Origin of the sequence: Mycobacterium sp. 236(2023), assembly GCF_029623955.1 — a bacterium.
Classification (GTDB): Bacteria; Actinomycetota; Actinomycetes; order Mycobacteriales; family Mycobacteriaceae; genus Mycobacterium.
Genome location: NZ_JARSBP010000002.1, coordinates 494,304 through 507,467 on the forward strand (window position 1 = coordinate 494,304; position 13,164 = coordinate 507,467).

Below are 13,164 nucleotides of genomic sequence, written 5' to 3' on the forward strand. Positions count from 1 at the left end.
TCGGTGGGTGCACGTAGAATCGAACACATGTTCGACAGAATGCGCGCCGAGCTGGATGAGCCGGCCCTGATCGCCGCCATCGAGCAGGATGCGCAGGAGGAAGCCCGGGCCGGTGCGCGCAAGTTGGCCGCGATAGCCGAGTTGGTCGAGCAGACCGTCGATTGGGATGACGAACGCGGCCTCTGGGCCTTCGATTCGTGGAAGAACGCCGCGTGCCAGGTCGGCGCCTCGTTGTCGATCAGCCAGCAACGCGCTTCGGCCCAGATGTGCATCGCGACGGCGCTGCGTTACCGGCTGCCCAAGGTGGCCGCGCTCTACCTGGAGGGCAGGTTGAGCAGTCGGTTGATCGCCGAACTCACGTGGCGCACGCGCCTCGTCACCGATGAGATCATCGCCATCGTCGATGCGGCACTGGCCGCCAAGGCCGAGAAGTGGGGGCCGCTGTCCGACGAGAAACTGATCCAGAAGATCAACGCTGAGATCGAGCGCCACGACCCCGACGCGGTGAGCCGTGCCAAGGAAGTACTCAAGAAGCGCGATGTACACATCGGAGCCCATGACGACCCCAACGCGGCTACATCCGTCTGGGGTCTACTGCTGCCGCCCGACGCCGCGGCATACAAGGCGCGTATCGCCAGACTCGTCAACGGCCTGTGTGACGCGGATCCGCGGCCGATGGGGGAGCGCCGGTCTGACGCGATGGGAGCGATCGGTCGCGGCGAAGACCACCTGCCGTGCCGGTGCGGATCCGCAAAGTGCGCCGCGAACGGCCCCGTGAAATCCCCTGTGGTGATTCGCGTTATCGCCGATCAGGCTGCTGTCGACACCGCGAAGCAGTTGATCGCCGCCGAAGATCGCGAACAGCAGAACGCCGCGCCCTGTTCGAAAGATTTGGGGCTGGCGCTCATGCCTGGGTCGCAGGTCCTGCCGATCGCGGCGTTGGCGGAAGCCATCCGCTCGGGAGCGGTGATCAAGCCGTTGTGGTTGCCCGGCCCCGATCCGGAACCGCACTACGAGCCCTCGGCCAAGCTGGCCGCATTCATCCGCGCCCGGGACCTGTTCTGCCGGTTCCCGGGGTGCGATGTTCCTGCCGAACGTTGCGACATCGACCACGTCGTCCCGCACCCCTACGGCCCAACCCATGCCTCGAATATGCATTGCAAGTGTCGAACCCATCATCTGATGAAGACTTTCTGGGGCGGGCCTGACGGCTGGCACGATCGGCAGTTGCCCGATGGCACTGTCATCTGGACGACACCGGCGGGGAAGACCTACACCACCGTGCCCGGCAGTCGGCTGTTCTTCCCCGCGTGGGACACGACGACGGCGGCATTGCCGCCACTGGCTGAGCCGCCGCCGGATCCGGACAAGATCGATCAGATGCCGAAACGGCAGCGCACCCGGGCCGCCGACAGGGCTGCGCGCATTCAAGCCGAGCGCGAATTCAATGCCGCGCAAAACGCTTTCGAGCAACAATCCCGCGGGCCGCAACCGCCACCCGATTACGGCGACGATCCACCGCCTTTCTAGCGCTCGGCCTTCACCCGGGCGGCAAGTATCGCCGTCCACTCACCGAGGTATTCCTCGTCGCTGATGCGCACCTCGGACTCGCGGAAAAGCCTTGTCGCAAAACGGGCTCCAAGGATGCTGTTGATGCCCAGGGAGGCGAGGACAACCGTGATCCGGCGATCTTCCACGCGCCCAACGACTTCCGACAGGAACGCGGCGGCCCTGCACCCATCACGTTCGGCTACGGCGCCCACTTCTGTCTCGGCGCGGCACTTGCCCGCCTCGAGATGACCGTCGCACTCCAGCACGTCCTGGCGCGCGCGCCGACCCTGGATGGCGACCCGACCTGGCGCGACACCCCCGCGATCCGCGGCCCGCAGAGCCTGACCGTGACGTTCGGTCAGTGCTCGCCGAGGTAGAACCGGGTGCCCTGGTCGTCGGTGCACAGCGCGGACTTCCCGTACGACTGTTGTGACGGCTCGTCGATCACGGTGCCCCCGGCCTCGCGCACGCGGGAGACTGCGAGCTCGATGTCGGCGACCGTCCACATCGGCACCGTCACCGGTGCATCGCTGCCGCCTGCCGCCCCCGCCATCGGGTGCGTCGAAGCGACCTGCCAGCCGTCTCCGATGTGGCCCGGTTCGAACGTCCAGAACAGCAGCCGGCTGTAGAACGCTTTAAAGGCCGCGGAATCCGGCACCTGGTAGGTGATGTAGGACAGCTCGCCCGGGCCTCCTCCGTTCAGCAAGGGTCGCGGATCGCCAGGCAGAGGCCGGTACACGGCGAACTCCATGCCCGCCGAGTCCGTCGCCCCCATCACCGATCCGAAATCGAATTCCACGACCTCGTCGACCGTTCCGCCGCCGGCGAGGATGCTCTCGCGCGCCCCGTCGAGGTCGGTGACGGCGTAGCAGCAGAACAGCGTGTTCTTCCCGGCGATCGAGAAGATGCCGATGCGCTGTCCGGTGTTGGTCACCATGTGCGTCTTTGGGTCGTAGACCCAACCGAGCACGTGTCCGTAGAACTGCGCCGCCCGTTCGGCATCCGGCGTCCACACCGAGACGTAGCCGACGTCGCCGTGCTGGATCGGTACCGCCGCGCCGGTCATCGGGCCGGTGAGCATCCACCGATGCCCGAACGGGTCGACGATCGCGGCGCTGCGCGAACCGTAGTCCTCATACGGCTCACGCTGCACCTGCGCACCCTGCGCGCGTGCACGCTCGAGAACCCGGTCGGTCGAGTCGACGGTCAGCATCAGGCTCACCGAAACCGACTGGGGTGAAGGGGCTTTCAATCCGATCTCGGGATACTCGTCGGCCAGGTAGAGCACGCCTCCGGCGACGGCGAGTTCGGCGTGGCCGATGCGGCCATCGTCCATCTCGACCGGGTCGCCGACAACGCGCGCGCCCAGCACGTCCACGTACCAGTCGATGGCGGCGCGGGCGTCGGCGACGGTCAGGTAGGGGACTGCGGCGCCAAGCTGGACATCGGGCTGCGAAGTCAGCTCGGCGAGAGTCGTATCGGTGCCACTCATGATCACTCCTCGTGTTCGATCAGGTTGCTGTTCAAAGAGATTCGCGGCCGACTCAAGCCGCGCGCGCAGGCGCGCCGCGAACGCCGGGTCGGGGTCGACGGGGAGGTCGTCGCCGCGCAGTACATCCAGGGGGTCGGTCACGGCAGTCCTCCTTCCGGTTGTGGGTAGTGGGCTCGGAATGCCCGTCGCGCCCGCACCAGCAGCGCCTCCGTGGCGTGCACCGTGCGGCCGATGAGTTCGGCGCACTCACCCACCGAGCAGTCGTCGAGGTAGCGCAGCGCCAGCACGGTGCGGTGTTGCTCGGGCAGGCGATACAGCACCTGCTCGGCGACGATCCGGTCGAGGTGGGCGTCCCACCCGTCGATGGGGTCGCCCGGTTCCGGCACGTCGGCTACGGGTACCGAGTGGCGGCGCCGGTAGTGGTCGGCAAGCTTGTGCCGCGCCACGCCGATCAGCCACGGCACGGACAGCGCCGGCGGCGTCGGCTTTCTGGCGGCGTCCATCGCCGCCAGAAAGGTTTCCGACGTGAGGTCCTCGGCCGTTCCCCGGTCTGCGCACCGCCGGACGAAGTACCCGTAGACGGCGGGCAGGGCTTCGTCGTACAGCGCGAGCAGCGCCCGGGGAGCGGTGTCGCCCTCCGATTCGGTGGTCACATCTCTATCGTCGCCGTCAGCGACCGAACTCCGACACCCCAATTTCGATATCGGCGAGGCCTGAGGCGAGTAGGTCGAATGCGTCGCCCAGCGAGACGGCCAGTGACGCCGACTCGTCGGCCAGCCAGTATTCGTAGGCCGACAGCGACACGGCCAGCATCGTCCACGCGACGGTCTGCGGGACCAGTGAAGACTCGGCCACGCCGAGCCGCCCCGCGACGAACGTCGCCACCACGGCGCGCCAGCCGGCGTACATCGTCATCGAATAAGCCTGCAGCGCTTCGGTTTCCAGAATGAGGCGCATGCGCTGGCGGTGCCGGTCGGCGTCGTCGAAGTCGTTGAACGCCAGCAGCGCGGTGCGCAAGGCGTCCCGGATCGGCACGGAGGGGTCCAGTTCGGCCAACAACCCGCGCATCAGGTCGAGATGGGCGTCGAAGTCGCCCCACGGCAGGGCGCTCTTGGAGGGGTAGTAGCGGAACAGGGTCCTGCGGGCGATTCCGGCCGCCGCGGCCACGTCGTCGACGCTGACCTCGTCGAATCCGCGCGCCATGAACAGATCGATCGCGACGTCGCTGATGTGCTCCCAGCTGGTCGAGCGACGACGGCCCACGCGCGGCTTGGAGGCGTCGGTCACATTCCCCTCTTCCGTTTCGGCACTCGGTGCCTTATTGTTAGCGACCTACGTCACAAATGTCGAGACCCTATCCGGGGTCCAGTCCGAAGAAAGGCGACATCAATGGATCAGAATCCGCAGGCCGAAACCGAAGAACTGGTGACCGAGAGCCTCGTCGAAGAGGTCTCGATCGACGGGATGTGCGGGGTCTACTGAGCATGAGCGCGCCGACGGACACGACGTTCGACCCCAACCTGCGGTGGCGTCTGCACCCGCAGGTGGCGGTGCGGCCCGAGCCCTTCGGCGCGCTGCTCTACCACTTCGGAACCCGTAAGCTGTCGTTTTTGAAGAACCGGACGATCGTCGAGGTGATCAACTCGCTGTCCGATCACCCCGACGCTCGATCCGCTTGCCGCGCCGCAGGAATCGACGACGTCGATCAGGCGCCCTACCTCCACGCCCTTGGCGTGCTCGTCGCATCGAAGATGCTCGTCGCCGACCCCGAAGGAGAGAACGCATGACACTGGCAGCCCCGGTGCCCCGTCTCGTCGACCAGTTCGAGCGCGGTCTCGACGCGCCCATCTGCCTGACGTGGGAGCTGACCTACGCCTGCAATCTGTCGTGCGTGCACTGCCTTTCGTCGTCGGGCAAGCGCGATCCGCGCGAGCTGTCCACCGAGCAGTGCAAGGCGATCATCGACGAGCTCGAGCGCATGCAGGTGTTCTACGTCAACATCGGTGGCGGTGAACCGACGGTGCGCAGCGATTTCTGGGAACTCGTCGACTACGCCACCGAACATCATGTCGGCGTCAAGTTCTCCACCAACGGCGTGCGCATCGACAAAGAGGTGGCCGCCAAACTGGCCGCCAGCGATTACGTCGATGTCCAGATCTCACTGGACGGCGCGACCGCCGAGGTCAACGACGCCGTGCGCGGCCCCGGTTCGTTCGCGATGGCCGTGCGCGCGCTGGAGAACCTCAAAGAGGCGGGCTTCAAGGACGCCAAGATCTCGGTGGTGGTGACCCGCCACAACATCGACCAGCTCGACGACTTCAAGGCGCTCGCCGACACGTACGGCGCGACACTGCGCATCACCCGCCTGCGGCCGTCGGGCCGCGGTGCCGACGTCTGGGACGATCTGCATCCGACCCCGGCGCAGCAGGTCCAGCTCTACGACTGGCTGGTGGCCCGCGGTGAGCGCGTGCTCACCGGCGATTCGTTCTTCCACCTGTCGGGCCTCGGTGAGCCCGGCGCCCTGGCCGGCCTGAACCTGTGCGGCGCCGGACGCGTGGTGTGCCTGATCGACCCCGTCGGCGACGTGTACGCCTGCCCGTTCGCCATCCACGACAAGTTTCTCGCCGGAAACATCCTGACCAGCAACGGTTTTCAAGATGTGTGGCAGAACTCCGAACTGTTCCGTGAGCTGCGGGAGCCGCAATCGGCCGGTGCCTGCAGTGGGTGCAACCACTACGACGCGTGCCGCGGCGGCTGCATGGCCGCCAAGTTCTTCACAGGCCTGCCGATGGACGGACCCGATCCCGAATGCGTCCAGGGATACGGCGAGCCGGCCCTGGCGCTCGAACGTGACAAGCCGAAGTCCAGCGTGGATCACTCCCGCGCGGGTGGCCGCAAGGGCCCGATCCCGCTGAAGCTCCTCACCGTCCCCCCGAAAAAATTCTGCAACGAAAGTCCAGTCTGACCATGCCCCTCCTGGCTCGTGATACCTGGTTCGAAACCGTCGCCATTGCCCAGCAGCGGGCGAAGAAACGCCTCCCGAAGTCGGCCTACTCGTCGCTGATCTCGGCGAGCGAGAAGGGCGTATCAGTCTCCGACAACGTCGAGTCGTTCGCCGAACTCGGCTTCGCCCCGCACGTCATCGGTGCCACCGAAAAGCGTGAGATGGCGACAACCGTGATGGGACAGGACATTCCGCTGCCCGTCATCATCTCGCCGACGGGTGTGCAGGCGGTGCACCCCGACGGTGAGGTGGCCGTCGCCCGCGCGGCGGCCGCGCGCGGCACCGCGATGGGTTTGTCGTCGTTCGCGAGCAAGCCCATGGAGGAAGTCACTGCGGTCAACGACAAGATCTTCTTCCAGATCTACTGGCTCGGCAGCCGCGATGCCATCGCCGCACGGATGGAGCGTGCGCGGGCCGCGGGCGCCAAGGGTCTCATCCTGACCACCGACTGGAGTTTCAGCCACGGTCGCGACTGGGGCAGTCCGAAGATCCCGGAGCAGATGGATCTGAAGACCATGATCAAGATGAGCCCCGAGGTACTCACCAAGCCGCGCTGGCTGTGGAGTTTCGGGAAGCATCTGCGCCCGCCGGACCTGCGAGTTCCCAACCAGGGCCGGGCCGGTGAACCGGGCCCCACCTTCTTCGAGGCCTACGGCGAATGGATGGGCACTCCGCCGCCGACCTGGGAAGACGTGGCCTGGCTGCGCGAGCAGTGGGGCGGGCCGTTCCTGCTCAAGGGCATGGTCCGCGTCGACGACGCCAAAAGGGCTGTGGATGCGGGCGTTTCGGCGATCACCGTGTCCAATCACGGCGGCAACAACCTCGACGGGACGCCTGCGGCGATCCGTTGCCTGCCGGCGATCGCCGATGCGGTCGGCGATCAGGTCGAGGTTTTGCTGGACGGCGGAATCCGGCGCGGCAGCGACGTCGTGAAAGCCGTCGCCCTGGGTGCTCGCGCGGTCATGATCGGCCGGGCATACCTGTGGGGCCTTGCGGCCAACGGACAGGCCGGCGTGGAGAACGTCCTCGACATCATGAGCGGCGGCATCGACTCGGCGCTGCGGGGTCTGGGCAAATCATCGATCCACGAGCTGACGCGCGAGGACATCCTGATCCCGGAGGGGTTCACCCGCACCCTGGGAGCCTGACTTCTCTGAGGCTGGCGTGGCTCAGGGGGCAGGCGTGAACGCGAGGTCGCAAGCGCCCGCAAACCGCGGAAAATCAAATGCCACGCATGCGCCAACATTTGGCGCACGCCAGGTGAATTCGGCCTACCATCGTCGCGTGGTCTTCCCCCGTGAGCTCGGGAACTCAACGTCGAGACAGCTCCATGACACGTCTGCGGCATTGGTCATCCCGGTTGGTTCCACCGAGCAGCACGGACCCCATCTCCCGTTGGACACCGACACCCGCATCGCCACCGCGGTCGCCGAGGCCCTCGTCACGCGCTTGCGGGCGCAGGTTGAAGGTCATTGGATGACGGCCCCCGCCATCGCGTACGGCGCGAGCGGGGAGCACGAGGGCTTTGCGGGGACGGTGTCGATTGGCACACCGGCACTGGCGGAACTTCTCACCGAATTCGCCCGATCCGCCTGCCGGTGGGCGTCGCGGCTGGTGTTCGTCAACGGCCACGGCGGCAATGTCGAGGCACTGCGACGTGCGGTGGCCCTGCTGAGGTACGAGGGCCGCGACGCGGGATGGTGCTCATGCGTGTCCAGCAACGCCGATGCGCATGCCGGGCATACCGAAACATCCGTATTGCTACATATTTCGCCGGACGCCGTGAGGCAAGATGAGCTGGTACCGGGGAACCGCGCTCCGCTGGCGGAACTGCTGCCGGAGATGCGACGTGGGGGAGTTGCGGCCGTGAGTTCGCTGGGAGTCCTGGGGGACCCCACGACAGCGACGGCGGACGAGGGGAGGAAGATCTTTGCCGAAATGGTGGACGCGTGTTCGATCCGCGTCACTCGTTGGGCGCCTGATCGCGAGGGGATGTTGACATGACGGGGCCGCGACTCCCTGACGGGTTCGCCGTCCAGGTGGACCGGCGTGTGCGCGTCCTCGGTGAGGGCGCGGCGCTGCTCGGTGGCTCACCGACCCGGCTGCTCCGCCTGGCACCCGCCGCCCAGACGATGCTCAACGGGGGCAGGCTCGAGGTGCACGACGCGGTCAGTGCGCAGTTGGCCCGCACCCTGCTCGACGCCACCGTCGCTCACCCGCGTCCACTGAGCGGCCCGTCGCACCGCGACGTCACCGTCGTTATCCCGGTGCGGGACAATTCTTCTGGATTGACCAGGCTGGTCGCGGCGTTGCGCGGTCTCAAGGTCGTCATCGTCGACGACGGATCGTCGCGGCCGGTGCAGCACGCGGACTTCGCGTCGGCGCACTGCGACCTGCGGATCGTGCGGAATGCCAGGAGCAAGGGGCCTGCCGCGGCGCGCAACGCCGGTCTGGCGCTGTGCGCCACCGACTACGTGGCGTTCCTCGACTCCGATGTGGTGCCGCGTAAAGGGTGGCTGGAAGCGCTGCTGGGTCACTTCTGCGACCCGGCGGTGGCGCTGGTGGCTCCGCGGATCGTCGCGCTCGAGCAGTCCGACAGCGTCGTCGCCCGCTACGAGGCTGTGCGCTCGTCGCTCGACCTGGGGCTGCGGGAAGCCCCGGTGATCCCGTTCGGCACCGTGTCCTACGTGCCCAGCGCCGCGATCATCTGCCGGCGCGTCGCGATCCTCGACGTCGGCGGGTTCGACGAGTCGCTGGCCTCCGGTGAGGACGTCGATTTGTGCTGGCGCCTCAACGAGGCGGGCGCGCGGCTGCGTTACGAGCCGATCGCCCTGGTCGCCCACGATCACCGCACCGAACTGCGAAAGTGGTTCGCCCGTAAATCTTTCTACGGCGGTTCGGCGGCCCCGCTGACGATTCGTCATCCCGGCAAGACTGCACCGTTGGTCATCTCAGGGTGGACGCTCGTGGTCTGGATGCTTGTCGCGATCGGCTCCGGGATCGGGTACCTGTCCTCGGTGGCCGTCGCCGCGATCACCGGCCGCCGCATCGCCAAGTCGCTGTCGAGCGTGCAGACCGAACCCATGGAGGTGGCGGTCGTGGCCGCCCACGGGCTGTGGTCTGCGGCGTTGCAGCTGGCGTCGGCGATCTGTCGCCACTATTGGCCGATCGCGCTCGTCGCCGCGGTGCTGTCGAAACGCTGTAGGCGGGTGGTTGTGGTGGCCGCCGTGCTCGACGGCGTGTTCGACTGGGCGACCCGCAACGGCAACGCCGACGAGGACACCAAACGCGTCGGGCTGTTCACCTACGTCCTGCTCAAGAGACTCGACGACATCGCCTACGGCCTCGGTCTGTGGACCGGTGTCGTGCGCGAGCGGCACGCCGGCGCACTCAAGCCGCAGATCCGGACCTAGTGGATGTCCTGATCCTCGGGGCCGGTAGCGCGGGTTCGGTGCTGGCAGAACGGCTTTCCGCCGATGAGCGGTGCCACGTCACGGTGGTGGAGGCCGGTCCCGGGCCCACCGATCCGCGGGTGGGCAGCCAGATCAGCGACGGGCTGCGGTTGCCGATCGGCGTCGCGAGCTCGGTGATCCGGCGGTATCGGACGGTGTTGACCGACGAGCCGAGGCGCGATGTGCAGATCCTGCGCGGTGCGGTGGTGGGTGGTTCGGGCGCGGTCAACGGTGGCTACTTCTGCCGTGCCCTGCCCACCGACGTCGACGGATGGGGACTGGCGGGCTGGACGTGGGACGACGTCCTGCCGCACTACCGGGCGATCGAGACCGATCGGGACTTCGACGGTCCTCTGCACGGCTCCGCCGGTCCGATCAGCGTGCGGCGTGTCGCCGAATTCGACGGCTGCACAGCGGCATTCGTCGAATCGGTCCGCGCCGCGGGGTTCGGTTGGATCGACGACCTCAACGGTTCGACGCGGCGCCACCCGCTGCCGTCCGGCATCGGCGCCGTGCCGCTGAACATCGAGGGCGGCACGCGTGTGGGTCCGGGCGGGGCATTCCTGCACCCGGCGCTGGGGCGCCCGAATCTGACCGTCCTGACCGACACCAAGGTCGTTCGGCTGCGGTTCGCGAAGGGGCGCGTGGCCGGGGTCGACTGCGTCGGACCCGACGGCCCGGTGACATTGAGCGCGGCACGCGTCGTGCTGTCCGCCGGGGCCATCGCGTCGGCGCAGCTGCTGATGGTGTCCGGCGTCGGACCTTCGACGGTGCTGCGGGACGCCGGCGTTCCCACCGTCCTGGATCTGCCCGTCGGCGTCGATACGATCGACCACCCGGAGTGGGTGCTGCCGGTGACGTGGCCTCCCACGCACGGGGTGCCGCCTCTGGAGGCGGTGCTGACGACGGACGGACTCGAGATCCGGCCGTACACCGCGGGCTTCGGGGCCATGACGAACGGGCATCACGACGACCCGGCAGACCAACCGCACATCGGGGTGGCGCTGATGCGGCCGCAGTCGCGGGGGCGGGTGACCATCGCGTCGGCCGATCCTGCGGTCGACCCCGTCATCGAGCACCGTTACGACAGCGCCTCCGCCGATACCGAACGGCTGCGTGCCGGAATGCAACTGGCGCACGAACTCGCCGGTGCCACAGTGCAAGTCGGGGCCTCTTGGTCAACCTCTCAGCACCTGTGCGGGACCGCGAAGATGGGCGTCGTCGTCGACGAGCGGTGCCGCGTCTACGGGATGGAGAACCTGTGGGTCGTGGACGGTTCGATCCTGCCGGACATTCCCAGTCGCGGGCCGCATGCGACCATCGTGATGGCGGGGCACCGCGCCGCCGAGTTCGTCAGCGCAGGGCGGTGAGGGCCTCGGCGAGCACCGTCGCCGCCACGACGCCGTCGATCACGGGCACGCCGAGGCGTCGCGTCAGCTCGGGCGCATACGGTGCCATCGCGGCGCAGCCCAGCACGATGGCCCTGCTGTCGTCCTGATCGAGCGCCCGGCGGCACAATGCGCCGATCGGGTCGATGGTCGTGGGGTCGGAATCGATACGCAGCACCGGGATATCGCAGGCGTACACCCCCATACACTGGTTCGGGGTGTAGTCCTTGGCCAGTTGCCAGGCCCGCTCGATCGTCGCCGACATCGACGTCACCACCGAGAAGCTCCCCGCCGCCAGGGCCGCCGCGTGCATGGCCGCCTGCGCGATCCCGAGCACGGGCACATCGAGCAGGGCGCGGGCCTCCACGAGGCCGGGGTCCCCGAAGCAGGCCACCACGTAGGCGTCGGGTCGCTGATCGACGGGGCGCTGCTGTGCGGTTCGCAGGATATCGAGAAGTCCTGGAACGCTGCGCTTTTCATCGGCATCGTTCTCGATACTGGGCGGCCCGTCGACGGGGTTGAGCGCTTCGACGACCGTCCCGGGGCGTGCGATGCCCGACGCGCTGGCGGCGATGGCCACCGTCATCGACGCGGTGGTGTTGGGGTTGACGAGCAGCAGCCGCACCCTCACAGGTTACGGCGCAACACCCTCCACTGCTTGCCGTCGCGTCCCGGTGACCAGACCGCGACGAACGCCGCGCCCGCGACCAGTACCGCCGACAGAACGAGGAGCGCCTGATCGGCGGCGTGCAGGAACGCCGTCTGCGCCAGTGTGGCGAGTTGGGCGCCCTGGGGTCCCATCTGCTCGGACATGGCCAGCGCGTGGGCCAGTGAATCGGTCGCGGTCTGGCGGATCTGGTCGGGGAACGCGTCGAGCTTGGGTGCCAGCGAGCTGTGATAAACGGCGGCGAGGATGGATCCCGCGACGGCGATACCGACGGCGGCGCCGACCTCGCGCGTGGCGTCGTTGACCGCCGACGCAACGCCCTGCTTCTCGTCGGGCACGGCGTTCATGATCGCCGAAGTCGTTGGCGCCGTGCAGAGTCCGATGCCGGAAGCGGCGATCAGCATCGGCCAGGCCAGATCCAAGAACGTCGCGTCCGCCTCCAGGTACCGCATGCAGAACAAGCCGGCGGCGATCAGGAGGAGGCCGACGCTCACCGCGGTCCGCAGGCCGATCTTGGGCAGGTAGAGGTGCATCGTCGCGCTGAACACCAGTACCGGCAGTGCCAGCGGAGCCAGCGCGAACGCGGTCTGCAGCGCGGTATAGCCCAGCACGAGTTGCATGAACTGCATCTCGACGAAGAAGAAGCCGAAGTTGGCGAGGAACAGGAACGTGATGCCGACCGCGCCGGTCGCGAAGTCGGGCCTGCGGAACAGGCGCACGTCGAGCAGGGGATGGCTGCGTCGGAGCTGGACCACGGCGAACAACGCGGCGATGGCCACCCCGCCCGCGACACAGCCCACAACCACCGGGTCGGTCCACCCCCGAACGGGCGCCTCGACGATGCCGAGCACGAACACCGCGATCGCCGCGGCGATCAGCCCACCGCCCAACCAGTCGATGGGCGTTGCGGTCTCGTCCTTGGACGACCCGATCGTGCAGGTGAGCGCAAACATCAGGAGGCCAGCCGCAGCAAAGGCGTAGAAGATCGACTGCCACGCGAAGAAATGCAGCAGAACGCCGGTGCCGAGGAAGCCGACGATCGCAGCGCAGCCTGCTGCACCGGCCCAGATGCCAACGGCCTTGTTGCGCTCCGATTTCGGGAAGGCGGCGGTTAACAGCGACAAAGTGGCGGGCATGATGAGCGCGGCACCGACGCCCGCCACCACGCGGGTGATGATGATCTGCGTGGGGCTGGCGAACCACACCGGTGCCAGCGACGCCAGCGCGAAGATGGCCAGGCCCGCGAGCAGCGCCCCGCGCCTGCCGTAGCGGTCGCCGATTGCCCCCGCGGGGAGTAGCAGGCACGCCAGCGCCAAGGTGTATCCGTCGACCACCCAGGTCAATTGTGTCTGTGTCGCCGAGGTCTCCACGGCGATGTCGGGAAGCGCCGCGTTCAGCGCCACCATCGACGAGATGACGATCAGCACGTCGAGGCTGGCGACGGTGAGCAGCCAGATGCGCGCTTTCCGGGACAACGTCGCCATTTCGCCGTGGATATCCTGGTCTGAGCGCGCGAGGGTGTCGACCACGTCGTTCCTCTCTCGGCTGGGAGTTTTGAGACTATCAGTCTCGGACGGAGACCATCAGTCCTGTTCCCGCTCTGGAGGTGG

15 protein-coding genes and 1 pseudogene are annotated in these 13,164 nt (G+C 67.7%); 10 read left to right on the forward strand and 6 right to left on the reverse strand.

Features of this window, described 5'->3' with window-relative positions; all coding sequences use genetic code 11:
- Positions 1-27: 27 nt before the first annotated feature.
- The gene (locus P9A17_RS04850; protein WP_278037459.1) at positions 28-1,530 is read left to right on the forward strand and encodes an HNH endonuclease signature motif containing protein; all 1,503 of its coding nucleotides are present in this window, start codon (positions 28-30) and stop codon (positions 1,528-1,530) included.
- On the opposite strand, the gene P9A17_RS04855 is transcribed toward P9A17_RS04850, so the two are convergent.
- Positions 1,527-1,697, reverse strand: a complete 171-nt coding sequence (locus tag P9A17_RS04855) for a hypothetical protein (RefSeq protein WP_278037460.1) — start codon at positions 1,695-1,697, stop codon at positions 1,527-1,529. The two genes, P9A17_RS04850 and P9A17_RS04855, sit on opposite strands and share 4 nt — an antisense overlap.
- Between P9A17_RS04855 and P9A17_RS04860 the strand changes: the two are divergent.
- Together P9A17_RS04860 and P9A17_RS04865 are read left to right on the forward strand one after the other, a co-directional pair.
- Positions 1,689-1,766 (forward strand): annotated as a pseudogene (locus tag P9A17_RS04860) (hypothetical protein); the annotation flags it as partial. The gene P9A17_RS04855 and the pseudogene P9A17_RS04860 overlap by 9 nt on opposite strands.
- 30 nt (positions 1,767-1,796) lie before the next feature.
- Positions 1,797-1,928: a hypothetical protein gene (locus tag P9A17_RS04865; protein WP_278037461.1), complete on the forward strand. Its 132-nt coding sequence runs from the start codon at positions 1,797-1,799 to the stop codon at positions 1,926-1,928.
- Here P9A17_RS04865 and P9A17_RS04870 read toward each other — a convergent pair.
- Genes P9A17_RS04870 through mftR form a run of 3 tightly spaced genes read right to left on the reverse strand, consistent with a single transcriptional unit; the run spans position 1,910 to position 4,330 of the window.
- A complete protein-coding gene (locus P9A17_RS04870) occupies positions 1,910-3,184 on the reverse strand; it encodes a VOC family protein (protein WP_278037462.1) in 1,275 nt (424 codons plus the stop codon). The genes P9A17_RS04865 and P9A17_RS04870 overlap by 19 nt on opposite strands.
- Positions 3,181-3,696 carry a sigma-70 family RNA polymerase sigma factor gene (locus P9A17_RS04875; protein WP_278037463.1) on the reverse strand — a complete coding sequence of 172 codons (516 nt, stop codon included), beginning with the start codon at positions 3,694-3,696 and terminating at the stop codon, positions 3,181-3,183. The genes P9A17_RS04870 and P9A17_RS04875 overlap by 4 nt, the downstream gene beginning before the upstream one ends.
- Positions 3,697-3,712: 16 nt before the next feature.
- Positions 3,713-4,330, reverse strand: a complete 618-nt coding sequence (gene mftR, locus P9A17_RS04880) for a mycofactocin system transcriptional regulator (protein ID WP_278037464.1) — start codon at positions 4,328-4,330, stop codon at positions 3,713-3,715.
- Between the two features lie 102 nt (positions 4,331-4,432).
- Between mftR and mftA the strand changes: the two genes are divergently transcribed.
- The 7 genes from mftA (at position 4,433) to mftG (ending at position 10,869) form a co-directional block, all read left to right on the forward strand.
- Positions 4,433-4,525: a mycofactocin precursor MftA gene (mftA, locus tag P9A17_RS04885; RefSeq protein WP_278037465.1), complete on the forward strand. Its 93-nt coding sequence runs from the start codon at positions 4,433-4,435 to the stop codon at positions 4,523-4,525.
- A gap of 2 nt (positions 4,526-4,527) precedes the next feature.
- Positions 4,528-4,830, forward strand: a complete 303-nt coding sequence (mftB, locus tag P9A17_RS04890; protein ID WP_278037466.1) for a mycofactocin biosynthesis chaperone MftB — start codon at positions 4,528-4,530, stop codon at positions 4,828-4,830.
- 2 nt (positions 4,831-4,832) lie between these two features.
- On the forward strand, positions 4,833-6,008 hold the full coding sequence (gene mftC, locus P9A17_RS04895; RefSeq protein ID WP_278038609.1) for a mycofactocin radical SAM maturase: 1,176 nt from the start codon (positions 4,833-4,835) through the stop codon (positions 6,006-6,008).
- 2 nt (positions 6,009-6,010) lie between these two features.
- Positions 6,011-7,195: a pre-mycofactocin synthase MftD gene (gene mftD / locus P9A17_RS04900; protein WP_278037467.1), complete on the forward strand. Its 1,185-nt coding sequence runs from the start codon at positions 6,011-6,013 to the stop codon at positions 7,193-7,195.
- Between the two features lie 112 nt (positions 7,196-7,307).
- Entirely contained in the window at positions 7,308-8,051 is a 744-nt protein-coding gene (gene mftE, locus P9A17_RS04905; RefSeq protein WP_278037468.1) for a mycofactocin biosynthesis peptidyl-dipeptidase MftE, read from the forward strand.
- Entirely contained in the window at positions 8,048-9,460 is a 1,413-nt protein-coding gene (gene mftF, locus P9A17_RS04910; protein WP_278037469.1) for a mycofactocin biosynthesis glycosyltransferase MftF, read from the forward strand. Before mftE ends, mftF begins: the two co-directional genes overlap by 4 nt.
- Positions 9,460-10,869: a mycofactocin system GMC family oxidoreductase MftG gene (mftG, locus tag P9A17_RS04915; protein ID WP_278037470.1), complete on the forward strand. Its 1,410-nt coding sequence runs from the start codon at positions 9,460-9,462 to the stop codon at positions 10,867-10,869. Before mftF ends, mftG begins: the two co-directional genes overlap by 1 nt.
- Here the strand turns inward: mftG and P9A17_RS04920 are convergent.
- Together P9A17_RS04920 and P9A17_RS04925 are read right to left on the reverse strand one after the other, a co-directional pair.
- A complete protein-coding gene (locus tag P9A17_RS04920; protein WP_278037471.1) occupies positions 10,853-11,512 on the reverse strand; it encodes an aspartate/glutamate racemase family protein in 660 nt (219 codons plus the stop codon). The two genes, mftG and P9A17_RS04920, sit on opposite strands and share 17 nt — an antisense overlap.
- A 2-nt stretch (positions 11,513-11,514) precedes the next feature.
- Positions 11,515-13,083, reverse strand: coding sequence for an MFS transporter (locus tag P9A17_RS04925; protein ID WP_278037472.1), 1,569 nt, complete (start codon positions 13,081-13,083; stop codon positions 11,515-11,517).
- Positions 13,084-13,164: the final 81 nt, after the last annotated feature.

Excerpts from the sequence above, each read along its gene's own strand:
- P9A17_RS04850 (WP_278037459.1), top strand. The coding sequence starts at position 28 with ATGTTCGACAGAATGCGCGCCGAGCTGGATGAGCCGGCCCTGATCGCC.
- mftD (WP_278037467.1), top strand. The coding sequence starts at position 6,011 with ATGCCCCTCCTGGCTCGTGATACCTGGTTCGAAACCGTCGCCATTGCC.
- mftA (WP_278037465.1), top strand. The coding sequence starts at position 4,433 with ATGGATCAGAATCCGCAGGCCGAAACCGAAGAACTGGTGACCGAGAGC.
- mftF (WP_278037469.1), top strand. The coding sequence starts at position 8,048 with ATGACGGGGCCGCGACTCCCTGACGGGTTCGCCGTCCAGGTGGACCGG.
- mftB (WP_278037466.1), top strand. The coding sequence starts at position 4,528 with ATGAGCGCGCCGACGGACACGACGTTCGACCCCAACCTGCGGTGGCGT.
- P9A17_RS04865 (WP_278037461.1), top strand. The coding sequence starts at position 1,797 with ATGACCGTCGCACTCCAGCACGTCCTGGCGCGCGCGCCGACCCTGGAT.